Genomic DNA, 25,539 nt, shown 5'->3' with positions numbered 1-25,539 from the left:
CAGCACGAATCCAGCACGGTAGGGATGAGCAGGGGTGATGACAGGTGACGAGAGATCAGAAAATCCGGCACCTATCCAGCACGGTAAAAATCTAGGGGCCCGACCCCCAAGAGTCAGACCCCTGTTGAACTGCATGTTTGCCAGATCAGCGAAGTGGTGCTAAGTCACCCGCTAGACGTTGAAGCGGAACTCCACCACGTCGCCGTCCTGCATGACGTAGTCCTTGCCCTCCATGCGGGCCTTGCCCTTGGAGCGGGCCTCGGCGACGGAGCCGGTCTCGACCAGGTCCTCGAAGGAGATGACCTCCGCCTTGATGAAGCCCTTCTGGAAGTCGGTGTGGATGACACCGGCGGCCTCGGGGGCGGTGGCGCCCTTCTTGATGGTCCAGGCGCGGGATTCCTTCGGGCCGGCCGTGAGGTAGGTCTGCAGGCCCAGGGTGCGGAAACCGACGTGGGCGAGGGTGGCCAGGCCGGGCTCCTCCTGACCGACGGACTGGAGGAGTTCGAGGGCCTCGTCCTCGTCCAGCTCGGCGAGGTCCGCCTCCAGCTTGGCGTTGAGGAAGATCGCCTCGGCCGGGGCGACCAGCGCACGCTGCTCGTTCTTGAAGTCGTCGTCCGTCAGCTCGTCCTCGTCGACGTTGAAGACGTAGAGGAACGGCTTGGTGGTGAGCAGGTGCAGGTCGTGCAGCAGCTCCGAGCGCTCCGTGCCCTGGACGATGCCCTGGGAGAACAGCGTGTCGCCCTTCTCCAGGATCTCCTTGGCCTCCTCGACGGCCTTGACCTTGGGGCCGATGTCCTTCTTGATGCGCGACTCCTTCTGGAGGCGCGGCAGGACCTTCTCGATGGTCTGCAGGTCGGCGAGGATCAGCTCGGTGTTGATCGTCTCGATGTCGTCCTTGGGCGAGACCTTGCCGTCGACGTGTACGACGTTCTCGTCCTTGAAAGCGCGGATGACCTGACAGATCGCGTCCGACTCGCGGATGTTGGCGAGGAACTTGTTGCCCAGGCCCTCACCCTCCGACGCGCCGCGCACGATGCCGGCGATATCGACGAAGTCCACGGTCGCCGGGAGGATCCGCTGCGAGCCGAAGATCTCCGCCAGCTTGGTCAGCCGGGGGTCGGGGACGCCGACGACGCCGACGTTGGGCTCGATCGTGGCGAACGGGTAGTTGGCCGCCAGCACGTCGTTCTTGGTCAGGGCGTTGAACAGGGTCGACTTGCCGACATTCGGCAGACCGACGATTCCGATCGTGAGCGACACGTTGCGACTTCCCGTACGTGAGGATGGGGGCGAGGACCGGCCGGCTGGGCAGCGTGGACCGATCCACCAGTCTACGGCGTACCCGCGGGCGCCCGGCCGCTGTGTCGAACGCCCGGCCGATGCACGGAACGCGCCCGGCCGATGCACGGAACGCGCCCGGTCGATACGCGGTAGGCACGCGGCCGACGACCTCTCGGCGTCCCGCCCCCGCCCCGCCGACGTCCGGTTCTCGGCGTGTCTGACGGGCATCTCGGCACATAAAACGACCTAAGTTGGTCCAGTGGAGCAACACAGGACGCGACCCGCCCAGCACGGACCGCGGCGCGACCCGGCGCCGGGCCCACCGCCACCGCCTCGTTCGTCACGGTCGCCCAGGCCGCCGCTGCCCCCACAGGCGGGCCGCGCGGCGGGCGGCGGAGTGACCAGGTCCGCGCGCTCCCAGCGGCCCTCGCGGCCTCCCGGGCGCCGGCCCACTCCCCCGCCCGACACCCGGCGCCTGCCGGGACCGCGGCTCACCGGACTGGGCAGCGGGCTGTTCTGCGGGGCCGTGATGCTGGCGCTCGGGCTGCTGACGGAGGCGCTGTTCGGCGCCTCGCAAACCGTCTACGGGGTGCTCTTCCTGCCGGTGTGCGTGCTGACCGCGCTCTGGGTGCGCGCCGGGGACCTGCTGATCGCCCCCGTGGTGGTGCCGATCGCCTTCGCCGTGGGGATGGTGCCCGTCGCCGACGAGGGCGGCGGGAGCACCCTCGACCGGCTGATGGGCATGGTGACGGGCCTCGCCACCCAGGCGGGCTGGCTCTACGGCGGCACGCTGGCCGCCGGTGCGCTGGTGCTCGTCCGCCGGGTGCGGCGGGTGCGCACGGCCAACCGCCGCGTCGCACGGACCCGGGCAGGCAAGGCGCCGGTCTGAGGGCCCCTACACCCCCGTGGCCGCCCGCATGGCCGCCCCCACGATCCCCGCGTTGTTCTGCAGGTGGGCCGGGACGATCTCCGCCCTGATGCCCTCGATCTTCGGCAGGAACTTGTGGGCCTTGCGGCTGACGCCGCCGCCGATGACGAACAGCTCGGGCGAGAACAGCATCTCCACGTGGGCGAGGTACTTCTGCACCCGGCGCGCCCACTCGTCCCACGACAGGTCGTGGTCCTCCTTGGCCTTGGTGGCGGCCCGCTTCTCCGCGTCGTGGCCCTTCAGCTCCAGGTGACCCAGCTCGGTGTTGGGGACGAGGACGCCGTCCACGAACAGGGCGCTGCCGATGCCGGTGCCGAAGGTCAGCACGATCACCGTGCCCTTGTGGTGCCGTCCGGCGCCGAAGTGCATCTCGGCGACGCCCGCCGCGTCCGCGTCGTTGACCACGGTCACCGGCAGGCCGCCCAGGCGGTCGCCGAGCAGCACGCGCGCGTCGGTGTCGATCCAGCCCTTGTCGACGTTGGCCGCCGTGCGGATCGTGGCGCCGTCGGTGACGACGCCGGGGAAGGTGATGCCGACCGGGCCGGTCCAGCCGAAGTGGTCGACGACCTCCTTCACGCCGTCGGCCACCGCGTCGGGCGTCGCCGGGTGCGGGGTGAGGACCTTGTGGCGCGCCTGCGCCAGGTCCCCCTTGTCCAGGTCGACCGGGGCACCCTTGATCCCGGAACCGCCGATGTCCACACCGAAGATCTGCATGGCTCCACGTTACGACGTACGACGCACGGTCACGGAGTCGAACGCCGTGACCGCCGCCGTCCGCGAACGGTGCTCAGGACTGGGCGCCGGTGCCCTTGCCGCCCCGCTCGGCCACCAGGGTGGCGGCCTCCTCGCGCAGGTCGCGCCGGAGCTCCTTGGGCAGGGAGAAGATGATGGACTCCTCGGCCGCCTTGACGATCTCGACGTCCTCGAAGCCGCGCTGCGACAGCCATTCCAGGACCTGCTCGACCAGCACCTCCGGCACCGAGGCGCCCGAGGTGACGCCGACCGTGGTCACGCCCTCCAGCCAGGCCTCGTCGATCTCGTCGGCGAAGTCCACCAGGTGGGCGTCGCGGGCGCCGGCCAGCTTGGCGACCTCGACCAGCCGCTTGGAGTTGGAGGAGTTGCGGGAGCCGACGACGATCACCAGGTCGGCCTCGGCGCCCATCTGCTTCACGGCGAGCTGCCGGTTCTGCGTGGCGTAGCAGATGTCGTCGCTCGGCGGGGAGATGAGCTGCGGGAACTTCTCCTTGAGGGCGTCCACGGTCTCCATGGTCTCGTCGACGCTCAGCGTGGTCTGGGAGAGCCAGACGACCTTCGACGGGTCGCGGACCTCGACCTTCGCCACGTCGGCCGGGCCGTCCACGAGCTGGATGTGGTCGGGGGCCTCACCGGAGGTGCCGATGACCTCCTCGTGGCCCTCGTGACCGATCAGCAGGATGTCGTAGTCGTCATTGGCGAACCGGACGGCTTCCTTGTGCACCTTGGTGACCAGCGGGCAGGTGGCGTCGATGGTGGCGAGCCTGCCGCGCTCGGCCTCCTCGTGCACGACCGGGGCGACTCCGTGCGCGGAGAACATGACGATGTTGCCCGGGGGCACCTCCTCCGTCCGTTCGACGAAGATCGCGCCCTTCTTCTCCAGGGTCTGCACGACGTACTTGTTGTGCACGATCTCGTGCCGGACGTAGACGGGAGCCCCGTACTGCTCCAGGGCCTTCTCGACGGCGATCACGGCGCGGTCGACTCCCGCGCAGTAGCCCCGGGGGGCGGCGAGCAGGACACGGCGGCCAGACGAAGCGGTCATGCGTCCCATCGTAAGGGCCATGGCCCGGGGGTCCGGTCGTGGTGCTCCGACGGTGGCGGCGCACCGGTGTCGGCGGGGCGCACTAGTCTCGCGGGCATGGCTGTGAACACGTCCGCGGAAGCCCCCCTGCCGGTCGGGGAGGTGTCGCGGCTCATCGGAGGGTGGATCGACCGGCTCGGCGCCGTGTGGGTGGAGGGTCAGATCACCCAGCTGTCGCGGCGGCCGGGCGCGGGGGTGGTGTTCCTGACCCTGCGCGACCCCTCGTACGACATCTCGGTGGGGGTGACCTGCTACCGGCAGGTGTTCGACGCCGTCGCGGACGTCGTGAGCGAGGGCGCGCGGGTCGTGGTGCACTGCAAGCCCGAGTGGTACGCGCCCCGCGGGCAGCTCTCACTGCGCGCCGCCGAGATCCGCCCGGTGGGGGTCGGGGAGCTGCTGGCGCGACTGGAGCAGCTGAAGAAGTCGCTGGCGCGGGAGGGGCTCTTCGCTCCGGAGCGCAAGAAGCCGCTGCCGTTCCTGCCGCACCTGATCGGGCTGGTCTGCGGGCGCGCGTCGGCGGCCGAGCGGGACGTCCTGGAGAACGCGCGGCACCGCTGGCCCGCCGTCCGCTTCGAGGTGCGCAACGTGCCCGTGCAGGGGGTGCACGCGGTGCCGCAGGTGGTCCAGGCCGTGAAGGAGCTGGACGCGCTCGACGACGTGGACGTGATCGTCGTGGCGCGCGGCGGGGGCAGCGTGGAGGACCTGCTGCCGTTCTCCGACGAGCAGCTGGTGCGGGCCGTGGCCGCCTGCCGCACCCCGGTCGTCTCGGCGATCGGGCACGAGCCGGACAGTCCGCTGCTGGACCTGGTCGCCGACCTGCGCGCCTCCACACCGACCGACGCCGCCAAGAAGGTGGTGCCGGACGTGGGCGAGGAGTACGAGCGGGTGCGGATGCTGCGGGACCGTGCGCGCCGCTGCGTGGGGGCGCTGCTGGACCGCGAGGAGCGTGGGCTGGCGCACGCGCTGGCCCGGCCGTCGATACAGGATCCGCACCGGATGATCGACGCGCGGGCGGAGGAGGTCACGATGCTGCTGGACCGGGCGCGACGGGCGCTGCGCCACCAGCTGGACCGGGCCGACTCCGAGCTGACGCACACGCACGCGCGCGTGGTGGCCCTCTCCCCCGCGGCCACGCTGAAGCGCGGGTACGCGGTGCTGCAGCGGGAGGGCGGGCACGCGGTGCGCGCTCCGGACGAGGTGGGGCCCGGCGAGGTGCTGCGGGCGCGGGTGTCCGCGGGCGAGTTCACTGTCCGAGTCGATACGTAGGGTGGGCGGAATGACCGGCAAGACGGAGCAGACGGCCGCGGCGGCGGCCGAGGCGCTCGGATACGAGCAGGCGCGGGACGAGCTGATCGAGGTCGTACGACGCCTGGAGGCGGGCGGTACGACGCTGGAGGAGTCCCTGGCGCTGTGGGAGCGGGGCGAGGAGCTGGCGAAGGTGTGCCGGCGCCGCCTCGACGGGGCGCGGGCCCGGCTGGACGCGGCGCTCGCCGAGGAGGAGGCCGAGGAGGCGGACGGGGACGCCTGAGGGGCGGGCCGGAGCGGATCGCCGCAGAAGCGGCGTGCCACAGGCGGAGTGGAGCACGTCACTCCACCTTTGGTTGAAGGTTGAACTTCATAGCGGTACTGTCGAACCGTCAACCGGACCGTGGTCCGCCTTTTTGGCTCACGGGCCGCCGCTCATCCCCATGAAGGTTCACGCATGTCTCTCGTTCTCGACGCCGCCGCCCAGGACCTGCTGTTCCGTGAGGCGCGCACCGCCAACACGTTCACCGACGAGCCGGTGACCGACGAGCAGGTCCGGGCGATCTACGACCTGGTCAAGTACGCCCCGACCTCGATGAACCAGTCCCCGCTGCGCATCACGCTGGTCCGCTCCCCCGAGGCCCGCGAACGCCTGGTGCGGCACATGGCCGAGGGCAACCGGTCCAAGACGGCCGCCGCCCCGCTGGTGGCGATCCTCTCCGCGGACAACGAGTTCCACGAAGAGCTGCCGCACCTCTTCCCGCACTTCCCGCAGGCCAAGGACGCCGTCTTCGCCGCGCGCCCGGTCCGTGAGGGCTCCGCCGCGCTGAACGCCGCCCTCCAGGCCGCGTACTTCATCATCGGCGTGCGCGCCGCCGGCCTGGCCGCCGGCCCGATGACCGGCCTCGACTTCGAGGGCGTGCGCAAGGAGTTCCTGGACGACGACCACACCCCGCTGATGGTCGTGAACATCGGCCGCCCCGGCCCCGACGCCTGGTTCCCGCGCAGCCCGCGCCTGGAGTACGAGCAGGTCGTCACCACCGTCTGAGCCCGAGCGGGACAGCACGAGGGGCGGGGTCCCGGATCGGCCGATCCGGGACCCCGCCCCTTGCCGCGTGCGCGCCGCTCACTCCGTGCGCAGCGCCTCCACCACCGTCGTCAGCTCCTCGAAGGACGCCGTGCCGGTCACCACGGTCGTCGAGCCCGGGGTGTCCTCCAGCACCAGCGCGTCGTACTGGTCGCCCTCGTAGCGCGTCCAGGTCTTGCCGTCGATCCGCTCCGTGACCCCGGTCTTCTCCGCCCGCTGCGTCGCGTCCTCGATGAACGCCGACCGCTTGCCGGCGGACTGTTCGACCGCCACGTACTCGCCGTCGGGGGACCGGAAGCCCAGGTGCCAGGCCTCGTCCTCGACTCCCCGGTAACGGACCGAGGTGGGCTTCCACTGCTCGGGCAGGCCCTCGGGGGCGGCCACCGGGTAGGAGGCGGCGCGGCGGGCGGTGAGCAGATCGACGCGGTAGTCGACCCGCTTGATGTCGGGCTCACCGTCCGTGTGCGGGATGAACAGCCACACCACTCCCGCCGCGAGCACGATGAGGGCCAGGGACAGGATCATGTCCCGGGCGGTCTTCTGCATGCTGTTCGTTCCTGCCACGCCCCCTATCGTCGCAGGTGCCCGGAGCGCTCATCCGTGGGGTCCCCTGCTCATTTTGTCTGCCTGGCGATAGAGTCGTGACCACACCCTCATCCGGCCGTCGTCGTACAGAAAGGTGCGCTCCGATGACCGAACACCACCACCTGCCGTCCGAGCTCGATGTCCCCTCCGAGGCCCCCGACCGCAACCTCGCCCTGGAGCTCGTACGGGTCACCGAGGCCGCTGCGATGGCCGCGGGCCGCTGGGTAGGGCGCGGTGACAAGAACGGCGCCGACGGGGCCGCGGTGCGCGCCATGCGCACACTGGTCTCCACCGTCTCGATGAACGGCGTCGTCGTCATCGGCGAGGGCGAGAAGGACGAAGCCCCGATGCTCTACAACGGGGAGCGCGTGGGCGACGGCACCGGCCCCGAGTGCGACATCGCCGTCGACCCGATCGACGGCACCACGCTCACCGCCAAGGGCATGACCAACGCGATCGCGGTGCTGGCCGCCGCCGAGCGCGGTTCGATGTTCGACCCGTCGGCCGTGTTCTACATGGACAAACTGGTCACCGGGCCCGAGGCCGCCGACTTCGTCGACATCAACGCCCCGGTGAACGTGAACATCCGCCGGGTCGCCAAGGCCAAGCGGGTCACCCCCGAGGACGTCACCGTGGTGATCCTGGACCGGCCGCGGCACGACGGCATCATCAAGGAGATCCGGGAGACCGGGGCGCGCATCAAGCTGATCTCCGACGGCGACGTGGCCGGCTCCATCCTGGCGCTGCGCGAGGGCACCGGCATCGATCTGCTGCTGGGCGTCGGCGGCACCCCCGAGGGCATCATCTCGGCCTGTGCGGTCAAGTGCCTGGGCGGCACCCTCCAGGGCAAGCTGTGGCCGAAGGACGACGAGGAGCGGCAGCGGGCGATCGACGCGGGGCACGACCTGGACCGGGTGCTGACCACGGAGGACCTGGTCACCGGGGACAACGTGTTCTTCGTGGCGACCGGCATCACCGACGGTGAGCTGATGCGGGGGGTGCGCTACCGGTCCGAGACGGCCACCACCGACTCGATCGTGATGCGGTCCAAGTCGGGGACGGTGCGGCGGATCGACTCCGAGCATCGGCTCAGCAAGCTGCGGGCGTACAGCGCGGTCGACTTCGACCGCGCCAAGTAGCGGCGCGGGTGCCTGCGGCGGTCGGGCGGGTGCGGGTGCGTGGGGGTCGATCGCGCAGTTCCCCGCGCCCCTGGATGGGCCGGCCCGGCCGACGCCGGACAGAAACCGGTGCGCTCGGCGTGGCGTGCTGGAAGGGGCGCTCCCTGTGCGGAGGGGGCGCCCCCCTTTTTCTTGCGTGACGGTCAGCCTGCCGCGGCTATGCGGCCCTGGGGGGCGGCCTTCTTCAGTTCCATGTCGCGGCGCCGGCGGCGGGCCAGGACCACACGGCGCTCGGCGGCGGTCAGGCCGCCCCAGACGCCGTAGGGCTCGGGCTGCAGCAGGGCGTGCTCGCGGCACTCCACCATGACCGGGCAGCGGGCGCAGACCCGCTTGGCCGCCTCCTCGCGGGAGAGCCGCGCGGCGGTCGGTTCCTTCGACGGCGCGAAGAACAGGCCCGCCTCGTCGCGCCGGCACACCGCCTCGGTGTGCCAGGGGGCTTCCTGGTCCCTGTCCCGCGCTGCCACTCGCTGGGCCGGAACGGCGGCTACCTGCAGGGACGAATGCGGCGGTTGCAGCACGGTCTACTCCTGACGACGGCTTCGCGAGCTGGCGAGCGCCGTGGATGCACACGGGTCGGCCCGGCGTGAATCCCTGGCGCCCTCCAAGGAGACGATGCGTCAAGGCCTACCCGATGTACGCGCGCCTATGCACAGAGTCCCCAACGGGCCTGGGCCCGCCCCGCGTTCAGTGCCCCAGGTGCTTGCGCACGCTGCGGTCCACCGTCCGCTGCACGCGGTCGAGGATGTCCTTCACGAGTTTGCCGCGCTTCGGCCGGGCCTCGACGCTGCCGAGGACCGCCCATCCGTCGACGTAGACCACCGGGGCGTTGTCGTCGTCCGAGTCCTGCGGCTCCACCTCGAAGGCGCCGAGGACACCGCCGCCGGAGCCGCGCAGCGACACGTTCTCCGGGACGCGAATCTCGACGCTGCCGAAGACGGAGAACGCCTTGATCATCACCTGCTGGTGGTCGAACAGCGCCTCGCTGAGGTCGATCTCCACGCTGCCGAAGACCGCGTAGGCGTGGATACGGCGGCCCGTCCGCCAGCGGCCCTTGCGGGCGGCGGCGCTGAACACCGCGACCACGTTGTCGTCGGGGTCGACCGGGAAGACGCCACCGGTGGGACGCCCCGGTACGGAGGAGGGGGCCGCGCGCCGCTGGTGGGCTGCCGGCAGGTCCTGGATGAACACCTCCAGCTCCCCCACCGTCTTGGCGGCCAGCACGCCCTCGACGCGCTCCGCGTGCTCGTCGGCGGTCAGGCGGCCCTCGGCGAGGGCCTCGCGCAGGAGGTCGGCGATACGGTCACGGTCGGCGTCGGAGGCGCGCAGGTCGGTGCTCCGCGGTGCCGTGTCCGGCTGCTGGGCGTGCTTCTGAAGGTCCACGGCAGCAGCGTACCCAAACGCGATAGATCGCGACTACCCCGCGGCGGGGACAACTGAGGACAACCTCACAGGATCGCCGTCCGAGGCAGGTCCTAGGCTGGGAAGGCCCGCCGACGGAGGCGGGCGGTCTTCCGTCGAGTGAGGAATGGGCGAGATGCCTGAGTTCGAGTACGCCGATCTGCTCCCCATGGGAGAGGACACCACCCCCTACCGGCTGGTGACCTCCGAAGGTGTCTCCACCTTCGAGGCCGACGGCCGGACGTTCCTCAAGGTGGAGCCGGAGGCGCTGCGCAAGCTCGCCGAGGAGGCCGTCCACGACATCCAGCACTACCTGCGCCCCGCGCACCTCGCCCAGCTGCGCCGCATCATCGACGACCCCGAGGCGTCGTCCAACGACAAGTTCGTCGCGCTGGACCTGCTGAAGAACGCGAACATCGCGGCGGCGGGCGTGCTGCCGATGTGCCAGGACACCGGCACGGCCATCGTCATGGGCAAGCGCGGCCAGAACGTGCTGACGTCGGGCCGCGACGAGGAGGCCCTGTCCCGGGGCATCCACGACGCCTACAAGAACCTCAACCTGCGCTATTCGCAGATGGCTCCGCTCACCATGTGGGAGGAGAAGAACACCGGCTCCAACCTCCCGGCGCAGATCGAGCTCTACGCGACGGACGGCGACGCATACAAGTTCCTGTTCATGGCCAAGGGCGGCGGCTCGGCCAACAAGAGCTTCCTGTACCAGGAGACGAAGGCCGTCCTGAACGAGGCCTCCATGATGAAGTTCCTGGAGGAGAAGATCCGTTCGCTGGGCACGGCCGCCTGCCCGCCGTACCACCTGGCGATCGTCGTCGGCGGTACGTCCGCCGAGTACGCGCTGAAGACCGCGAAGTACGCCTCCGCGCACTACCTGGACGAGATCCCGTCCGAGGGCTCCCCGCTCGGGCACGGCTTCCGGGACAAGGAGCTGGAGGAGAAGGTCTTCGAGCTGACGCAGAAGATCGGCATCGGCGCGCAGTTCGGCGGCAAGTACTTCTGCCACGACGTGCGCGTGGTCCGCCTGCCGCGGCACGGCGCGTCCTGCCCGGTCGCCATCGCGGTGTCCTGCTCCGCCGACCGCCAGGCCGTCGCGAAGATCACCGCCGAGGGCGTCTTCCTGGAGCAGCTGGAGACGGACCCGGCGCGGTTCCTCCCCGAGACGACGGACGAGCACCTCGACGAGTCCGGCGACGTCGTGAAGATCGACCTCAACCAGCCGATGAAGGCGATCCTCGCGGAGCTCACCAAGTACCCGGTGAAGACACGGCTGTCGCTCTCCGGCCCGCTGGTCGTCGCGCGCGACATCGCGCACGCGAAGATCAAGGAGCGGCTGGACGCGGGCCAGGAGATGCCGCAGTACCTCAAGGACCACCCGGTGTACTACGCCGGCCCCGCGAAGACCCCGGAGGGGTACGCTTCGGGATCCTTCGGGCCGACCACGGCCGGGCGGATGGACTCCTACGTGGAGCAGTTCCAGGCGGCCGGCGGGTCGATGGTGATGCTGGCGAAGGGCAACCGCAGCAAGCAGGTCACCGACGCGTGCGCCGAGCACGGCGGCTTCTACCTGGGCTCCATCGGCGGGCCCGCGGCCCGGCTGGCGCAGGACTGCATCAAGAAGGTCGAGGTCGTCGAGTACGAGGAGCTCGGCATGGAGGCGGTCTGGAAGATCGAGGTCGAGGACTTCCCGGCGTTCGTCGTCGTCGACGACAAGGGCAACGACTTCTTCCAGGACCCCGCGCCCCAGCCGACGTTCACGTCGATTCCGGTGCGGGGGCCCGGACTCGCGTAACCGTTTGACCGGGGCTCCGCCCCGGACCCCGCTCCTCGAACGCCGGAGGGGCTACTTCACACGGGGTCCGGGGCGGAGCCGTGTCCGCATAGCGGAACCTCTGTGCTGCTTTCGGACAAACATGGCCCCGCCCCACCCCGTGCCGTTGACGGCCTCAACAACCTGCTGTGACTCTTCCTGACAGCCCGGCATGCACATGCCATGCCAGGTTCCCCGCGTGGCAACCCCACAGCCACCGTCCGGAGGAGTCCAGGTGAAACGAAGATTCGCCACGGCGAGCACCCTGCTCGCCCTCGTGCTCGGCCTAGGCACGCTCCCCGCCGCGGCATCCGCGTCCAGCACGTCCCCCGCCTCCACCACCACCGCCCTCGCCGCACCCGACGTCAGCATCACCGCGGTACGGGCCCACCTCGACGAGCTCAGCGCCGTCGCCGCCCGCAACGGCGGCAACCGCCGGTCCACCACCCAGGGTTACCGCGACTCCGTCGCCTACGTGAAGGGCAAGCTCCAGTCCGCCGGATACACCGTCACCGAGCAGCCCTGCACCTCCGGCTGCACCAGCGGCGCCGGCCCCAACCTGATCGCCGAGTGGCCCCAGGGCGACGCGAACAACGTCTACATGTTCGGGGCGCACCTCGACGGCGTCTCCGCCGGGCCCGGCATGAACGACAACGGCTCCGGCTCCGCCGCCCTGCTCGAGAACGCCCTGACGCTCGCCCGGCAGAACCCGGAGATGCGCAACCGGGTCCGCTTCGCCTGGTGGACCGACGAGGAGCAGGGCCTCAACGGCTCCGACTTCTACGTCCGTTCGCTGTCGTCGACGGAACGCGCCCGGATCAAGGCGTACTACAACTTCGACATGGTCGCCTCCACCAACGGCGGCTACTTCATCAACCACATCACCTCCGCCGCCGCCGCGCCGATGAAGGCGTACTGGGACTCCCTCGGTCTCCGGCCCGAGGAGAACACCGAGGGCGCCGGCCGCAGCGACGACTACTCCTTCGAGCGGTACTCCATCCCCACCTCCGGCTACGCGATGGGCGCGAGCGCCCGGAAGACCTCCGCGCAGGCCGCCAAGTGGGGCGGCACCTCCGGCGCGTCGTACGACCCCTGCTACCACCGGGCGTGCGACACCCTCACCAACATCAACACCACCGGCCTCGACCGCGCGGCCGACGGCATCGCGTACACCCTGTGGCAGCAGGCCGTGGGCACCGGTGGCGGCGGCACCTGCGACCCGGCCGGCGTCGTCGGCAACGGCGGGTTCGAGAGCGGCACCGCGCCGTGGACGGGGACCACCGCGGCCATCGCCGCCCACACCGCCCGGCCGGCCCACGGCGGCACCCGCTTCGCATGGCTCGGCGGCAACGGCTCCACGAGCACCGAGTCGATCAGCCAGACGGTGACCGTGCCGGCCGGCTGCACGCGCGCGTCCCTCGGCTACTGGCTGCGCATCGAGACCGCCGAGTCCGGCTCACGGGCGTACGACACCTTCACCGTCCGGGTGAACGGCACCACACTGGCCACCCTGTCCAACGTGAACGCGGGCAGCGCCTACGTGCAGCGGTCGGCCGACCTGTCGGCGTACGCCGGGCAGACCGTCACCCTGACGTTCACCGCCACCGAGGACTACAGCCTGCAGACCGGCTTCCTGCTGGACGACGTGACCCTGCAGAGCGGCTGACACCCCCCACGGGTGCTCCGCCCCGCCGCGCGACGTCGCGGCGGGGCGGACGGCTCCCCCGGGGAATACGCTCGTCCGGGACCGCTGCTGTGGATCACGGAGGTACACGATGACGACCACGGACGACGACCGGAACTATCGCGTCGAGCACGACTCCATGGGCGAGGTGAGAGTCCCCGCCGACGCCAAGTGGCGGGCGCAGACCCAGCGGGCGGTGGAGAACTTCCCGGTCTCCGGGCAGCGGCTGGAGCGCGCCCACATCGAGGCGCTGGCCCGCATCAAGGGCGCCGCGGCGAAGGTGAACGCCCGGCTCGGGGTGCTGGACGAGGACATCGCCGAGGCGATCCAGGAGGCGGCCGCGGAGGTCGCCGGGGGCCGGTGGGACGAGCACTTCCCGGTGGACGTGTTCCAGACCGGGTCGGGGACCTCGTCGAACATGAACACCAACGAGGTGATCGCGACCCTCGCCACCGAGCGCCTGGGCCGGGACGTGCACCCCAACGACCACGTCAACGCCTCGCAGTCGTCCAACGACGTCTTCCCCTCGTCGCTGCACATCGCCGCCACCGCCGCGGTCACCCGGGACCTGATCCCGGCCCTGGAGCACCTCGCCGCCTCCCTGGAGCGCAAGGCGGAGGAGTTCGCGGACGTGGTGAAGTCCGGGCGCACCCACCTGATGGACGCCACGCCCGTCACCCTGGGCCAGGAGTTCGGCGGGTACGCCGCCCAGGTGCGGTACGGCGTCGAGCGGCTGAACGCCTCGCTGCCCCGGCTGGCCGAGCTGCCGCTGGGCGGGACCGCCGTCGGCACCGGTATCAACACCCCGCCCGGGTTCTCGGCAGCGGTCATCGAGGAGGTCGCGCGGGCGACCGGGCTGCCGCTGACCGAGGCGCGCGACCACTTCGAGGCGCAGGGCGCCCGGGACGGCGTGGTGGAGACCAGCGGGCAGCTGCGGACCGTCGCCGTGGGCCTGACGAAGATCGCGAACGATCTGCGGTGGATGGCGTCCGGACCGCGCACCGGCCTGGCCGAGATCGCCCTGCCCGACCTGCAGCCCGGCTCCTCGATCATGCCCGGCAAGGTCAACCCGGTGATCCCGGAGGCCGTGCTGATGGTCTGCGCCCAGGTCACGGGCAACGACGCGACCGTCGCGGCGGCCGGCGCGTCCGGCAACTTCGAGCTGAACGTGATGCTCCCGGTGATCGCCAAGAACGTACTGGAGTCGGTGCGGCTGCTCGCCAACGTCTCCCGGCTGCTCGCCGACCGCACGGTCGACGGGATCGTCGCGCACCGCGACCGGGCCCGGGAGTACGCCGAGTCCTCGCCGTCCGTGGTCACTCCGCTCAACAAGTACATCGGCTACGAGGAGGCCGCCAAGGTCGCCAAGAAGTCCCTCGCGGAGCGCAAGACCATCCGGCAGATCGTACTGGAGGGCGGCTACGTCGAGCGCGGAGACCTGACCGAGGAACAGCTCGACGAGGCGCTGGATGTCCTGCGGATGACGCGCCCGTAAAGCATCGGGCACCGGGGGTGAACCGTGACGGGTGCCGCAGCGCTGTGTGGTCCGGCCACCTAATATCTGCGCATGACAGAGGGTGCAACCACGATGCGCGGCACGGCGGGCGGGGCGGCCCGCCCCTACTGGGCTCCCGGGACGCAGATCCTGTGGCGGTACCGGGAGAACGGCGGCGCGCGCATCCACATCGCGCGCCCCGTCACGGTCGTGCGCGACGACTCGGAACTGCTGGCCGTGTGGATGGCGCCCGGTACCGAGTGCGTCAAGCCCGTGCTCGCCGACGGCACCCCGGTGCACCAGGAGCCCCTCGCCACGCGCTACACCAAGCCGCGTACGGTGCAGCGGGACCGCTGGTTCGGCACCGGTGTGCTGAAGCTGGCCCGGCCCGGCGAGCCCTGGTCGGTGTGGCTGTTCTGGGAGCCGGGCTGGCGGTTCAAGAACTGGTACGTGAACCTGGAGGAGCCGCTCGTCCGCTGGGCGGGCGGGGTGGACTCCGAGGACCACTTCCTGGACATCTCCGTGCAGCCGGACGGGGGCCGGCACTGGCGCGACGAGGACGAGTTCGCGCAGGCCCAGCGGGACGGTCTGATGGATTCCGCGCTGGCCGGACGGGTCCGGGAGGCCGGGCGCGCGGCGGTCGCGGTGATCGACGCCTGGGGGCCGCCGTTCGCGGACGGCTGGGAGAACTGGCGTCCGGATCCGTCCTGGACGGTACCGTCACTGCCACAGGACTGGGACCGCACACCGGCGCACGCGTCCCCGTGAGACCCTTGCCGCGCCCCCGGGCAGGAAACGTAGGATCGTCGTCCGCAAGGGCGCGGAGCAGCAACCACCGGAGCGCGCGCGAGGCTTGACCAGACGTCACCGAGGGGCGGCAGGACGTGAGCGAGGGGTACGGAAACACCGGAAGCGGCCAGGGACGGCCGGCCGGCGTCGCAGGAACAACCTCTGACCACACGCGAAATCCGTTCCGGGGGCACGTGTTCCGGGTATCGGAGTTTCGGCGGAGCGAACCGCGCGCACGGCGTGCGCCGGACGGATGGACTCGACACGCGTGACGGAGCAGCCGACCTCCTTCGAGCGCCCCCAGCCGGGCGTGGACCCCGCGGATCCCCGCGGGGCGTTCCCGCGTACCCCGACACCGGAGCGGGCGGCCGGCACCGGGGCCGCCTTACCGGTACAGGGCCGCGCCGCCGGTGAACCTCCCGCGCCCGGAGCGGCGCCGGGAGCCGGCGCGCACGGCACGGTCACGCCCGGCGGCTCCGCCCCCGGTCCCGCGGACGGCCCGGGTTCCGAGCACTCCCAGCCGGGCACCGGCCCGGACGCGGAGCCGGACGCCCACCGTCCGCGTCCCGCGCCGGACGGCATCCCGGTGCAGCCCGCCGACGGGCAGGGCCGGGTGACCCGGCCGCCGGAGGCCAAGGAGCGCCGCACCGGCCAGGTGACGCGGCCGGGCCGGCCCACGCCGATGCGGCGGGACGGCGACCGGCTGCGCTTCGTCGGCGCGGCCACCCGGCGGATCGCCCGCGGCATCGACCTGGACGAGATCGTGATGGGGCTGTGCCGGGCCACCGTGCCCACCTTCTCCGACGCGATCCTCGTGTACCTCCGCGATCCGCTGCCGGTCGGCGACGAGCGGCCCACCGGTCCGCTGGTGCTGCGGCTGCGCCGCACCGACCGGATCCCGGCCGAGCGGGACACCGAGGGCGGCGGCTTCACGCCGGTCGCGCCGCCGGAGCCGTCCGAGCTGGACTCGGTCGGCGAGGAGCTGTGCACGGTACGGCCCGGCAGCGCGCTCGCCGAGGTGCTGCGCGGGGTGCGCCCGGTGTTCACGGACGCGCCCGCCGCCCGCGCGGCGCTGCCCGAACTCCTCGGCGAGGAAGGTGCGTCGGCCGTCCCGGACGGCCAGCGGGCGATCCTCGCCCCGCTGCGCGGCCGCCGCCGGGTGATCGGCGCCGCGCTGTTCCTGCGCCGCCCCGAGCGCATCCCGTTCGAGGCCGACGACCTGCTCGTCGCGGCGCAGCTCGCGACGCACAGCGCGCTGGGCATCGACAAGGCCGTGCTGTACGGGCGCGAGGCGTACATCGCGGACGAGCTCCAGCGCACGATGCTGCCGGAGACCCTGCCGCGCTGCACCGGCGTACGGCTGGCGTCGCGTTACCTGCCGGCCGCGGAGACCGCCCGGGTCGGCGGCGACTGGTACGACGCGATCCCACTGCCGGGCAGCCGGGTGGCGCTGGTGGTCGGCGACGTGATGGGCCACTCCATGACGTCGGCGGCGATCATGGGACAGCTGCGCACGACCGCCCAGACCCTCGCCGGGCTCGACCTGCCGCCGCAGGAGGTGCTGCACCACCTCGACGAGCAGGCCCAGCGGCTCGGTGTGGACCGCATGGCGACCTGCCTGTACGCGGTGTACGACCCGGTCGCGCACCGCATCACCATCGCCAACGCCGGCCATCCGCCGCCCGTGCTGCTGCACCTGGGCGGGCGCGCGGAGGTGCTGCGGGTGCCCGCGGGCGCCCCGATCGGCGTGGGCGGGGTGGACTTCGAGGCCGTGGAGCTGGAGGCGCCCGCCGGGGCGACCCTGCTGCTCTACACCGACGGCCTGGTGGAGTCCCGGCTGCGGGACGTGTGGACCGGCATCGAGCAGCTGCGCGAGAAGCTCGCCGCGACCGCGCAGTTGACCGGGCCCGATCATCCGCCGCCCCTTGAGGCGCTCTGCGACGAGGTGCTCGACATGCTCGGGCCGGGCGACCGGGACGACGACATCGCGCTGCTCGCCGCCCGCTTCGACGGGATCGCGCCGAGCGACGTCGCGTACTGGTTCCTGGAGCCGGAGGACGCGGCGCCCGGCCGGGCGCGGCGTCTTGCCCGGCGGCAGCTGTCCCGCTGGGGCATGGACGAGCTGAGCGACTCGGTGGAGCTGCTGGTCAGCGAGGTCGTGACCAACGCCGTGCGGTACGCGACCCGGCCGGTGACGCTGCGGTTGCTGCGGACGGATGTGCTGCGGTGCGAGGTCGGGGACGACGTGCCGCAGCTGCCGCGGCTGCGGCAGGCGCGGGCGACGGACGAGGGCGGGCGTGGGTTGTATCTGGTCAACCGCCTTGCCCGCCGGTGGGGGGCGACCCGGCTGAGCACCGGCAAGGTGGTGTGGTTCGAGCTGAACCACGGCTAGTGGTTCGCTGACGCGTGAGAGGGGCGTCCGGTGAGGTCACCGGACGCCCCTCTTGGGTGTGCGGGGTGCTGCCGCGGGGGGTGCGGCCTGCTGCCGCGGGGGGTGCGGCCTGCTGCCGGGTGCGGCTTGTCGTGGGCTGGTCGCGCAGTTCCCCGCGCCCCTGAAGGGCGCGACCCGCCGTGGGGGCTTCTCGCCTGCGCCGGGTGCGGCTTGTCGTGGGCTGGTCGCGCAGTTCCCCGGGCCCCTTCAGGGCTTTGCTATTCGCGGTCGTTGTTGAAGGGGTCGTCCGGGTCGCCCGGTAGGTCGAAGGTGGGGGGCGGACTCGTCTGCGTCTGCGACGGCGGGGGTGACGTCGGGGTCTGGGACGGGGGTTCCGTCGTCGGCGGCGGGGACGTGGTCGACGGCGGGGCCGAGGTGGTCGGCTCCTCCGTCGTCGGCGTCTGCGACGGCGACTCCGACTGGGTCTCCGACTGGGTCGGGCTCTTGGTCGGCTTGACGCCCGAGCCCTGTTCGGTCTCCAGGTCGAACTTCTTGACCTCGTCCATCACCCCGAAGGTGTACGCCGCCCAGATCTCGGCGGGGAAACCACCGCCGTTGACGCGGTAGTCGACGCCGCCCGCCTTGTACATCGGGACCTGCTTGCCGTTCTTGGCGTCCTCGCCGAACAGGCCGACGGAAGTGACCAGGCCGGGCGTGTAGCCGGTGAACCAGGCCGACCTGTTGAAGTCGGACGTACCGGTCTTGCCCGCCACCTGCTGGCCGTCGCGCAGCGGGTTGTCACGCACGGAGGCCTTGGCGGTGCCGTCGTCGACCACTCCGGTGAGCACCGAGGTGACCGTGTCGGCGGCCCGGCGGCTGATCACCGACTGGCCGACCGGGTCGGGCATCTCCAGGGTGCGGTCCTTGTGCTCGACCGTCTTCACGATCGACGGCGTGACCTTCTTGCCGTGGTTGGCGAGGGTGGCGTACACGCCGGCCATCTGCAGGGGGCTCGCGCCCATGCTGCCCAGGGTCTGCGCGGGGAACGGGTCCAGGTCCTCGGACATGCCGAGCTCGCCCGCGACCCGCATCACCTCGGTCATGCCGACGTCGACGCCCATCTGCGCGAACACCGAGTTGACGGACTTGTTCATCGCCTCCTGGACGGGGATCTCGCCGTAGTTGGTGCCGTCCTCGTTGGGCGGTGCGAAGCCGACCTTCTTGCCGTCGTCCGTGACGGGGTGCTTGCTGTCGCCGTCGTACAGCGTGTCGGCCGTGATCGGCACGCCGTCCTGGGTCTCGGCGCCCTTCTCCACGGCCGCGGCGAGGATCACCGGCTTGAAGGTGGAGGCCGGCTGGTAGTCCTTGCGGGTGGCGTTGTTGGTGTAGTGCTTCACGTAGTCCACGCCGCCGTACATCGCCACGACCTTGCCGGTCTTCGGGTCCACGGAGACGGCGCCGGCCTGGACGTTCGCGTCGACCTTGCGCTTCGTCGGGTCGAGCTTGCTGGTGAGCCGCTCCTTGACCGCCTTCTCCAGCGCCTTCTGCTTCTTCTTGTCGATGTTGAGCGTGATGGTGTAGCCGCCGCGGTCCAGCAGCGCCTTGGCCTGCTCCAGGTCCTCGGCGACGCCCTGCTCGACGAGCTGCTGCTTGACGGCCGTGTTGGCCGCCTCGACGAGGTAGCCGGTCTGCCCCTCCATGCCGGGGGCCGCCTTGGGCTCCTTCGGCACGGGGAACTTCATGGCGCCGCGCTCACCCGAGTCCAGCCACTTCTGCTCGACCATGTTGTCCAGAACGTAGTCCCAGCGCTCCTGGACGAGCTTCTTGCCCCGGTCGCTGGCGATCGCCCAGTCGTACTGGTTGGGCGCCTGGAGCAGCGCGGCGAGGTAGGCGCCCTGCTCGACGGTCAGGTCCTCGGCGTCGACGCGGTAGTAGGCCTGGGCGGCGGCCTGGATGCCGTAGGCGCCGCGGCCGTAGTAGCTGGTGTTGATGTACCCGGCGAGGATGTAGTCCTTGGACTTCTCCCGGTCCAGCTTCAGGGAGATGACCAGCTCCTTGAGCTTGCGGCTGACGGTCTGGTCCTGGGTCAGGTAGTAGTTCTTGACGTACTGCTGGGTGATCGTCGAGCCGCCCTGCGCGCCCTTGCCGGACAGGGTGTTGAGGACACCGCGGGCGGTGCCCTTCAGGTCGACGCCGCCGTCCTTGTAGAAGGTCTTGTTCTCGGCGGCGACGAAGGTCCGCTGGACGTCCTTGGGGACCCGGGCGAGGTCGACGATCTCGCGGTTGCGGTCGCCGTCGCGGGCCATGAGGCTGCCGTCGCTGTACTCGTAGACGTTGCTCTGCAGCTCGGCGTCGGCGTTCCCCTCGGGGATGTCGATCATCATGTACAGCACGATGAAGGCGCCCATGCCGAGCAGGCACAGGGTGAAGAAGGTGCCGACGATCTTCTTCCAGGAGAAGAGGCGGCGTATGCCGGTGCGGCCGGCCGCACCGTCAGCGCGGCGGCCCTTGGGTGCCGCACGGCGCCCGCCGCGCTGTCGTGCGCGTCTTTCATCCGCTCGTCCCATACGCCCGTTCCGCTCCGCTTCGTATCTGTGTGCACATCAGGCACACGCGTTCGCCGCTCAGGTCAGCTCAGCAAGCTAGCACCGGGAGCTATGACAAAGGGCTGCCGATCCGGCCTTTACGGACGTGACAATCAGCACCCACTCCAAAGGAACCGACGTACGAAACGCACTGGAGGTTGCCGTGGACCGGTAATGTGATATCACTTAGATAGGAAGTCGATAGACGACACCGACAGACGACACCACCGCACGAACAGCGCCGTGCGCAGCCGCACGGAGATACGGGGGAGCTTCCATGCCCACGCACGACCCGCAGGTCACGGCCGACGTACCCGAGATGCCCGCCCCGCGCGTCCGGGAGGTCAAGGCGCACAGCATCGGCGGCGGCCTCGCCCTGCTGCTGGGACTGGTCGGCCTGGCGGCCGGCGTCGTGATGATCGTCGTCGCCACGGCGGTGGACGGCACCGCCGCCAAGGCCGTCCTCATCGTCGGCGGCATCCTGGTCGCGCTCGCCGCGTTCCTCGCGATGTGCGGACTGAACATGGTGGCGCCGGGCGAGGCCCGGGTGGTGCAGCTGTTCGGCCGCTACCGGGGCACCATCCGCGAGGACGGCCTGCGCTGGGTGAACCCCTTCACCTCCCGCACCAAGATCTCCACCCGGGTCCGCAACCACGAGACCGCGGTGCTGAAGGTGAACGACGCCTACGGCAACCCGATCGAGCTGGCCGCGGTCGTGGTGTGGCGGGTCGAGGACACCGCCCAGGCCACCTTCGAGGTGGACGACTACGTCGAGTTCGTCTCCACCCAGACCGAGGCGGCCGTGCGGCACATCGCCATCGAGTACCCCTACGACGCCCACGACGAGGACGGCCTGTCGCTGCGCGGCAACGCCGAGGAGATCACCGAGAAGCTGGCGGTCGAACTGCACGCGCGCGTCGAGGCGGCCGGCGTGCAGATCATCGAGTCCCGCTTCACGCACCTCGCCTACGCCCCCGAGATCGCCTCGGCGATGCTCCAGCGGCAGCAGGCGGGCGCGGTCGTCGCGGCCCGGCAGCTGATCGTGGAGGGCGCCGTGGGCATGGTCGAGACGGCCCTGGCCCGCATCCAGGAGCAGGACATCGTGGACCTCGACCCCGAGCGGAAGGCGGCGATGGTGTCCAACCTGATGGTCGTGCTGTGCGGTGACCGCTCGGCGCAGCCGGTCCTCAACACCGGGACGCTCTACCAGTGACCGCACCGTCCGGGGGCCCGGCCCCGCAGCGCCGGCCGCAGCGCAAGCAGGTGCTGCTGCGGCTGGACCCGGCGGTGTACGAGGCGCTGGCCCGCTGGGCGGGCGACGAGCTGCGGTCCGCCAACGCGCAGATCGAGTTCCTGCTGCGCCGGGCCCTCGCCGAGGCGGGCCGCCTCCCCGGCGAGACCGGCCCCCTCCCCCGCCGCGGCCGCCCCCCGGCCGCCGGACCGCCACCGGGCGGCCGCCCGCCCTCGGGCGGAAGCGCGCCCTCGGGCGGAAGCGCGCCCCCGGCGGGCGGGACGGCGCCCTCCGACTGAACCGGCCCCCGCCGCACGAGGCGGGGGCCAAACGCATGCCCGCAGGCGCGCGAGAGCCGGTGACACAACCGTGACAATGCGGCCCCACCAGCGGCGGACCACGCACGGGCACGGACTCCACACCGGGCGTATACATCGTGCGTATACACCGTGTGTAGAGTGCTCCTCATGTCCATCGGTCACACCCTTCTGGGGCTCCTGGAGTCCGGCCCGCGTCACGGCTACGACCTGAAGCGCGCCTTCGACGAGAAGTTCGGTCACGACCGGCCGCTGCACTACGGCCAGGTCTACTCGACGATGTCCCGCCTGCTGAAGAACGGTCTCGTCGAAGTCGACGGCATCGAGGCCGGCGGCGGCCCGGAGCGCAAGCGGTACGCCATCACCGAGGCCGGCATCACCGATGTCGCCCGCTGGCTCGCCACACCGGAGAAGCCCGAGCCGTACCTCCAGTCGACGCTCTACACCAAGGTCGTCCTCGCCCTCCTCACCGAGCGCGACGCGGCCGACGTCCTGGACACGCAGCGCTCCGAGCACCTGCGCAGCATGCGCATCCTCACCGACCGCAAGCGCACAGGCGATCTCGCCGACCAGCTGATCTGTGACCATGCCCTCTTCCACCTCGAGGCCGACCTGCGCTGGCTTGAGCTCACCGCGGCCCGCCTCGACAAACTCCGTGAGGCGGTGGCCCGATGACCACGTCCGCACCCGCCGGTTCCCTGCTCACCGCGCAGGACCTGCACAAGATCTACGGCCCGACCAAGGCGCTCGACGGGGCCGGCTTCTCGATCCACCCCGGTGAGGTCGTCGCCGTGATGGGGCCCTCCGGCTCCGGCAAGTCGACCCTCCTGCACTGCCTCGCCGGCATCGTGACCCCCGACTCCGGGTCGATCACGTACAACGGGCGCGAGCTGACCGCGATGAACGACTCCGAACGCAGCGCGCTGCGCCGCTCCGAGTTCGGCTTCGTCTTCCAGTTCGGCCAGCTCGTCCCCGAACTCACCTGCGTGGAGAACGTCGCCCTGCCGCTGCGGCTGAACGGCACCCCCCGCAAGGAGGCCGAGCGCAGCGCCCTCACCTGGATGCAGCGCCTGGAGGTCGACGACGTCCGCGGCAAGCGGCCCGGCGAGGTGTCCGGCGGTCAGGGCCAGCGCGTCGCCGTCGCCCGCGCCCTGGTCACCAACCCGCGGGTGGTGTTCGCCGACGAACCGACCGGCGCGCTCGACTCCCTCAACGGCGAGCGGGTGATGGAGCTCCTCACCGAGGCCGCCCGCTCCACCAACGCCGCCGTCGTCCTCGTCACCCACGAGGCGCGCGTCGCCGCGTACTCCGACCGCGAGATCGTCGTCCGCGACGGCAAGTCCCGTGACATGGAGCGAGTCGTATGAGCGCCCGTCAGTGGGCGCGGGACCTCGGTCTCGGCGTCCGCTTCGCCCTCACCGGCGGCCGGGAGGGCTGGATCAGAGCCCTGCTCACCGCGGTCGGCGTCGGCCTGGGCGTGGCGCTGCTGCTGCTCACCACCGCCGTGCCGAACCTGCTCGACGGACGCGACCGGCGGGAGGACGCCCGCCAGGACCAGGCGTACAGCCAGGACACCCTGAGCCCGTCGGACGACACCCTGCTCATCGCGCACGCCAACAGCGACTTCCAGGACCGCGACCTGCGCGGCCGACTGGTGGAGGCCGAGGGGCCCGGCGCCCCGGTGCCGCCCGGCGTGAGCGAACTCCCCGCTCCCGGCACCATGGTGGTCTCCCCCGCACTGAAGGAGCTCCTCTCCTCCGACGAGGGCAAGCTGCTGCGGGACCGGCTGCCGTACGACATCGTGGGCACCATCGGCGACTCGGGGCTGATCGGCTCCCAGGAACTCGCCTGGTACGCGGGCGGCACGGGCCTCGCCGAGCGGCTGGCGAGCCCGACGGTCATGCGGATCGACGCCTTCGGCGCGGACCGCAGTCAGTACACCGAGCCGCTGGACCCGGTCCTCCTGATGCTGACGCTGGTCATCTTCGTGGTGCTGCTGGTGCCGGTCGCGGTGTTCATCGCCACGGCGGTGCGGTTCGGCGGCGAGCGGCGCGACCGCAGGCTCGCCGCGCTGCGGCTGGTCGGATCGGACAGCCGCATGACCCGGCGCATCGCCGCGGGCGAGGCGCTGGCCGGCGCGGTGCTCGGGCTCGGCTTCGGCACGCTGTTCTTCCTGGCGGGGCGTGAGTTCGCGGCGTCCATCGAGCTGTTCCGCCTCAGTGTCTTCCCGAGCGACCTCAACCCCTCGCCGGTGCTGGCCCTGCTGGTCGCCGTCGCGGTCCCGGCCGCCGCGGTGCTGGTCACCCTGGCCGCGCTGCGCGGCGTGGTCATCGAGCCGCTCGGCGTGGTCCGCACGACGCGGCCCGCCCGCCGCCGGCTGTGGTGGCGGCTGCTGCTGCCGCTCGCCGGTGTGGCCATGCTCGTGCCGATGCTCGGACAGGGCCGTGAGAACGGCGACTTCAACCAGTACCTGGTCGTCGGCGGTGTGCTGTGTCTCCTCGTCGGGGTCACCGCCCTGCTGCCGTGGATCGTGGAGACGGTCGTCTCCCGGCTCGGTTCGGGCGGCCTGGCCTGGCAGCTGGCCGTGCGGCGGCTCCAGTTGAGCAGCGGTACGGCGGCCCGCATGGTCAACGGCATCGCCGTGGCGGTGGCCGGTGCGATCGCCCTGCAGATGCTGTTCGCGGGCATCGACGGCCAGTACACCCGTACGACCGGGCAGGACGTGTCCCGGGCGCAGATGGAGGTCAACCTCTCGGACGGCGTCCCGTACGCGCCCGCCGCGGCGAAGCTGGAGGACACCCGGGGCGTGCGTGAGGTCGACGCGCTGTCCCACGGGTACCTCTACGAGCGCTCCTGGAAGTCGGAGGACACGGGCCTCGGGACGCAGCTGACCGTGGGCGACTGCAAGGCCCTGCGCCTGGTCGCGAAGCTGTCCGACTGCGAGGACGGTGACGTCTTCGCGGTCACCGGAGCCGACTACGACACCGACACGCCCGCCCTGAACAAGCCGGGGCGCAAGCTGCACCTGGAGCCCAACGGCTACGCGCCCGACGCGCCGGACAACCTCTGGACCGTGCCGCGGGACGTGAAGACCGCCGTCTCCGTCATGGACCCGACCGGGATGATGCAGAGCGGGTTCCTGCTGACGCCCGGCGCGATGTCGCCGGAGGTCGCGGAGTCGGTCACCGCGCGACTGTACCTCTCCATCGACGACTCGGTGCCCGATGTGCAGGAGTTCGTGCGCAACACGGCCGCCGCCGTCGATCCGCTGGCCCACACGACGACCTGGTCCGCCACGGAGCGCACCACCCGGTTCGACTCCATCCGCACCGGCCTGTTCGCCGGCGCCACCGCCGTGCTGTTCCTCATCGGGGCGAGCCTGCTGGTCTCCCAGCTGGAGCAGCTGCGGGAGCGCCGGAAGCTGCTGTCGGCCCTGGTCGCCTTCGGTACCCGGCGCCGCACGCTGAGCCTGTCGGTGCTGTGGCAGACGGCGATCCCGATCGGCCTGGGGCTGGTGCTCGCCGCGGTGGTGGGGACGACCCTCGGCGTGGTGCTGCTGCGGATGACCGCGACTCCGGTGCACGTGGACTGGGGGAGCGTGCTCGGGATGACGGGGGTCGGCGCGGGCGTGGTCGCCCTGGTCACCCTGCTCAGCCTGCCGCCGCTGCTGCGGATGATGCGCCCGGACGGGCTGCGCACCGAGTGA

Annotated in this window: 22 protein-coding genes; 15 read left to right on the top strand and 7 right to left on the bottom strand. The window is 71.4% G+C overall.

Annotated elements, in window-relative coordinates; genetic code table 11:
• Nucleotides 1–171 precede the first annotated feature (171 nt).
• Entirely contained in the window at nucleotides 172–1,260 is a 1,089-nt protein-coding gene (gene ychF, locus B100_RS0122725; RefSeq protein WP_024886710.1) for a redox-regulated ATPase YchF, read from the bottom strand.
• A 418-nt stretch (nucleotides 1,261–1,678) separates the two neighbouring features.
• Here ychF and B100_RS36570 point away from each other — a divergent pair, with 418 nt between their 5' ends.
• The gene (locus B100_RS36570; RefSeq protein ID WP_037723272.1) at nucleotides 1,679–2,170 is read left to right on the top strand and encodes a DUF6542 domain-containing protein; all 492 of its coding nucleotides are present in this window, start codon (nucleotides 1,679–1,681) and stop codon (nucleotides 2,168–2,170) included.
• A gap of 6 nt (nucleotides 2,171–2,176) precedes the next feature.
• Here B100_RS36570 and ppgK read toward each other — a convergent pair whose 3' ends face one another.
• Complete coding sequence (gene ppgK / locus B100_RS0122715) at nucleotides 2,177–2,923, bottom strand: polyphosphate--glucose phosphotransferase (RefSeq protein ID WP_024886708.1); 747 nt, start codon at nucleotides 2,921–2,923, stop codon at nucleotides 2,177–2,179.
• 73 nt (nucleotides 2,924–2,996) lie between these two features.
• Nucleotides 2,997–4,016 (bottom strand): 4-hydroxy-3-methylbut-2-enyl diphosphate reductase, encoded by a 1,020-nt coding sequence (locus B100_RS0122710; protein ID WP_024886707.1) that lies wholly within the window; start codon nucleotides 4,014–4,016, stop codon nucleotides 2,997–2,999.
• 87 nt (nucleotides 4,017–4,103) lie between these two features.
• Between B100_RS0122710 and xseA the strand changes: the two genes are divergently transcribed.
• The 3 genes from xseA (at nucleotide 4,104) to B100_RS0122695 (ending at nucleotide 6,339) form a co-directional block, all read left to right on the top strand.
• Entirely contained in the window at nucleotides 4,104–5,312 is a 1,209-nt protein-coding gene (gene xseA, locus B100_RS0122705; protein WP_024886706.1) for an exodeoxyribonuclease VII large subunit, read from the top strand.
• 10 nt (nucleotides 5,313–5,322) lie between these two features.
• A complete protein-coding gene (locus B100_RS0122700; RefSeq protein WP_024886705.1) occupies nucleotides 5,323–5,574 on the top strand; it encodes an exodeoxyribonuclease VII small subunit in 252 nt (83 codons plus the stop codon).
• A gap of 174 nt (nucleotides 5,575–5,748) precedes the next feature.
• On the top strand, nucleotides 5,749–6,339 hold the full coding sequence (locus tag B100_RS0122695; RefSeq protein ID WP_024886704.1) for a malonic semialdehyde reductase: 591 nt from the start codon (nucleotides 5,749–5,751) through the stop codon (nucleotides 6,337–6,339).
• Nucleotides 6,340–6,417: 78 nt separating this feature from the next.
• Here the strand turns inward: B100_RS0122695 and B100_RS0122690 are convergent, their stop codons facing one another.
• Nucleotides 6,418–6,924 (bottom strand): DUF4245 domain-containing protein, encoded by a 507-nt coding sequence (locus B100_RS0122690; RefSeq protein ID WP_037723270.1) that lies wholly within the window; start codon nucleotides 6,922–6,924, stop codon nucleotides 6,418–6,420.
• 143 nt (nucleotides 6,925–7,067) lie between these two features.
• Here B100_RS0122690 and glpX point away from each other — a divergent pair, with 143 nt between their 5' ends.
• The gene (gene glpX, locus B100_RS0122685; RefSeq protein WP_024886702.1) at nucleotides 7,068–8,102 is read left to right on the top strand and encodes a class II fructose-bisphosphatase; all 1,035 of its coding nucleotides are present in this window, start codon (nucleotides 7,068–7,070) and stop codon (nucleotides 8,100–8,102) included.
• Nucleotides 8,103–8,284: 182 nt separating this feature from the next.
• Here the strand turns inward: glpX and B100_RS0122680 are convergent, their stop codons facing one another.
• Entirely contained in the window at nucleotides 8,285–8,659 is a 375-nt protein-coding gene (locus B100_RS0122680; RefSeq protein ID WP_024886701.1) for a WhiB family transcriptional regulator, read from the bottom strand.
• A 166-nt stretch (nucleotides 8,660–8,825) separates the two neighbouring features.
• The gene (locus B100_RS0122675; RefSeq protein WP_024886700.1) at nucleotides 8,826–9,521 is read right to left on the bottom strand and encodes a DUF1707 and DUF2154 domain-containing protein; all 696 of its coding nucleotides are present in this window, start codon (nucleotides 9,519–9,521) and stop codon (nucleotides 8,826–8,828) included.
• A gap of 145 nt (nucleotides 9,522–9,666) precedes the next feature.
• On the opposite strand from B100_RS0122675, the gene B100_RS0122670 reads away from it, so the two are divergent.
• From B100_RS0122670 to B100_RS0122650, 5 genes are all read left to right on the top strand, one after another.
• Entirely contained in the window at nucleotides 9,667–11,343 is a 1,677-nt protein-coding gene (locus B100_RS0122670; RefSeq protein ID WP_024886699.1) for a fumarate hydratase, read from the top strand.
• A 253-nt stretch (nucleotides 11,344–11,596) separates the two neighbouring features.
• Nucleotides 11,597–13,027: a M28 family peptidase gene (locus tag B100_RS0122665; RefSeq protein ID WP_024886698.1), complete on the top strand. Its 1,431-nt coding sequence runs from the start codon at nucleotides 11,597–11,599 to the stop codon at nucleotides 13,025–13,027.
• Between the two features lie 109 nt (nucleotides 13,028–13,136).
• Complete coding sequence (locus B100_RS0122660) at nucleotides 13,137–14,540, top strand: class II fumarate hydratase (RefSeq protein WP_024886697.1); 1,404 nt, start codon at nucleotides 13,137–13,139, stop codon at nucleotides 14,538–14,540.
• Nucleotides 14,541–14,612: 72 nt separating this feature from the next.
• Nucleotides 14,613–15,308, top strand: coding sequence for a cytidylyl-2-hydroxypropylphosphonate hydrolase (gene fomD, locus B100_RS0122655; protein WP_024886696.1), 696 nt, complete (start codon nucleotides 14,613–14,615; stop codon nucleotides 15,306–15,308).
• Nucleotides 15,309–15,582: 274 nt separating this feature from the next.
• Complete coding sequence (locus B100_RS0122650; RefSeq protein ID WP_024886695.1) at nucleotides 15,583–17,721, top strand: SpoIIE family protein phosphatase; 2,139 nt, start codon at nucleotides 15,583–15,585, stop codon at nucleotides 17,719–17,721.
• A 257-nt stretch (nucleotides 17,722–17,978) separates the two neighbouring features.
• On the opposite strand, the gene B100_RS0122645 is transcribed toward B100_RS0122650, so the two are convergent.
• Nucleotides 17,979–20,267, bottom strand: coding sequence for a transglycosylase domain-containing protein (locus tag B100_RS0122645; RefSeq protein ID WP_024886694.1), 2,289 nt, complete (start codon nucleotides 20,265–20,267; stop codon nucleotides 17,979–17,981).
• Nucleotides 20,268–20,562: 295 nt separating this feature from the next.
• Here B100_RS0122645 and B100_RS0122640 point away from each other — a divergent pair, with 295 nt between their 5' ends.
• From B100_RS0122640 to B100_RS0122620, 5 genes are all read left to right on the top strand, one after another.
• Entirely contained in the window at nucleotides 20,563–21,498 is a 936-nt protein-coding gene (locus B100_RS0122640) for an SPFH domain-containing protein (RefSeq protein WP_024886693.1), read from the top strand.
• Nucleotides 21,495–21,815 (top strand): hypothetical protein, encoded by a 321-nt coding sequence (locus tag B100_RS0122635; protein ID WP_024886692.1) that lies wholly within the window; start codon nucleotides 21,495–21,497, stop codon nucleotides 21,813–21,815. The genes B100_RS0122640 and B100_RS0122635 overlap by 4 nt, the downstream gene beginning before the upstream one ends.
• 168 nt (nucleotides 21,816–21,983) lie before the next feature.
• Nucleotides 21,984–22,508: a PadR family transcriptional regulator gene (locus tag B100_RS0122630; RefSeq protein ID WP_024886691.1), complete on the top strand. Its 525-nt coding sequence runs from the start codon at nucleotides 21,984–21,986 to the stop codon at nucleotides 22,506–22,508.
• A complete protein-coding gene (locus tag B100_RS0122625) occupies nucleotides 22,505–23,200 on the top strand; it encodes an ABC transporter ATP-binding protein (protein WP_024886690.1) in 696 nt (231 codons plus the stop codon). Before B100_RS0122630 ends, B100_RS0122625 begins: the two co-directional genes overlap by 4 nt.
• On the top strand, nucleotides 23,197–25,539 hold the full coding sequence (locus B100_RS0122620; RefSeq protein WP_024886689.1) for an ABC transporter permease: 2,343 nt from the start codon (nucleotides 23,197–23,199) through the stop codon (nucleotides 25,537–25,539). The genes B100_RS0122625 and B100_RS0122620 overlap by 4 nt, the downstream gene beginning before the upstream one ends.

The sequence above is a fragment of the Streptomyces sp. CNH189 genome, assembly GCF_000527195.1.
The sequence above is the reverse complement of the archived record's forward strand: the minus strand, read 5'-3'. Positions and strand labels throughout refer to the sequence as shown.

Bases quoted from the DNA above. Each gene is read 5' to 3' on its own strand.
- B100_RS0122645 (WP_024886694.1), bottom strand. From the start codon at position 20,267: ATGGGACGAGCGGATGAAAGACGCGCACGACAGCGCGGCGGGCGCCGT.
- ppgK (WP_024886708.1), bottom strand. From the start codon at position 2,923: ATGCAGATCTTCGGTGTGGACATCGGCGGTTCCGGGATCAAGGGTGCC.
- B100_RS0122625 (WP_024886690.1), top strand. From the start codon at position 22,505: ATGACCACGTCCGCACCCGCCGGTTCCCTGCTCACCGCGCAGGACCTG.
- B100_RS0122710 (WP_024886707.1), bottom strand. From the start codon at position 4,016: ATGGGACGCATGACCGCTTCGTCTGGCCGCCGTGTCCTGCTCGCCGCC.
- B100_RS0122640 (WP_024886693.1), top strand. From the start codon at position 20,563: ATGCCCACGCACGACCCGCAGGTCACGGCCGACGTACCCGAGATGCCC.
- B100_RS0122660 (WP_024886697.1), top strand. From the start codon at position 13,137: ATGACGACCACGGACGACGACCGGAACTATCGCGTCGAGCACGACTCC.
- xseA (WP_024886706.1), top strand. From the start codon at position 4,104: ATGGCTGTGAACACGTCCGCGGAAGCCCCCCTGCCGGTCGGGGAGGTG.
- glpX (WP_024886702.1), top strand. From the start codon at position 7,068: ATGACCGAACACCACCACCTGCCGTCCGAGCTCGATGTCCCCTCCGAG.
- B100_RS0122630 (WP_024886691.1), top strand. From the start codon at position 21,984: ATGTCCATCGGTCACACCCTTCTGGGGCTCCTGGAGTCCGGCCCGCGT.
- B100_RS0122670 (WP_024886699.1), top strand. From the start codon at position 9,667: ATGGGCGAGATGCCTGAGTTCGAGTACGCCGATCTGCTCCCCATGGGA.
- B100_RS0122690 (WP_037723270.1), bottom strand. From the start codon at position 6,924: ATGCAGAAGACCGCCCGGGACATGATCCTGTCCCTGGCCCTCATCGTG.
- B100_RS0122700 (WP_024886705.1), top strand. From the start codon at position 5,323: ATGACCGGCAAGACGGAGCAGACGGCCGCGGCGGCGGCCGAGGCGCTC.
- B100_RS0122620 (WP_024886689.1), top strand. From the start codon at position 23,197: ATGAGCGCCCGTCAGTGGGCGCGGGACCTCGGTCTCGGCGTCCGCTTC.
- B100_RS0122650 (WP_024886695.1), top strand. From the start codon at position 15,583: ATGGACTCGACACGCGTGACGGAGCAGCCGACCTCCTTCGAGCGCCCC.
- fomD (WP_024886696.1), top strand. From the start codon at position 14,613: ATGACAGAGGGTGCAACCACGATGCGCGGCACGGCGGGCGGGGCGGCC.
- B100_RS0122695 (WP_024886704.1), top strand. From the start codon at position 5,749: ATGTCTCTCGTTCTCGACGCCGCCGCCCAGGACCTGCTGTTCCGTGAG.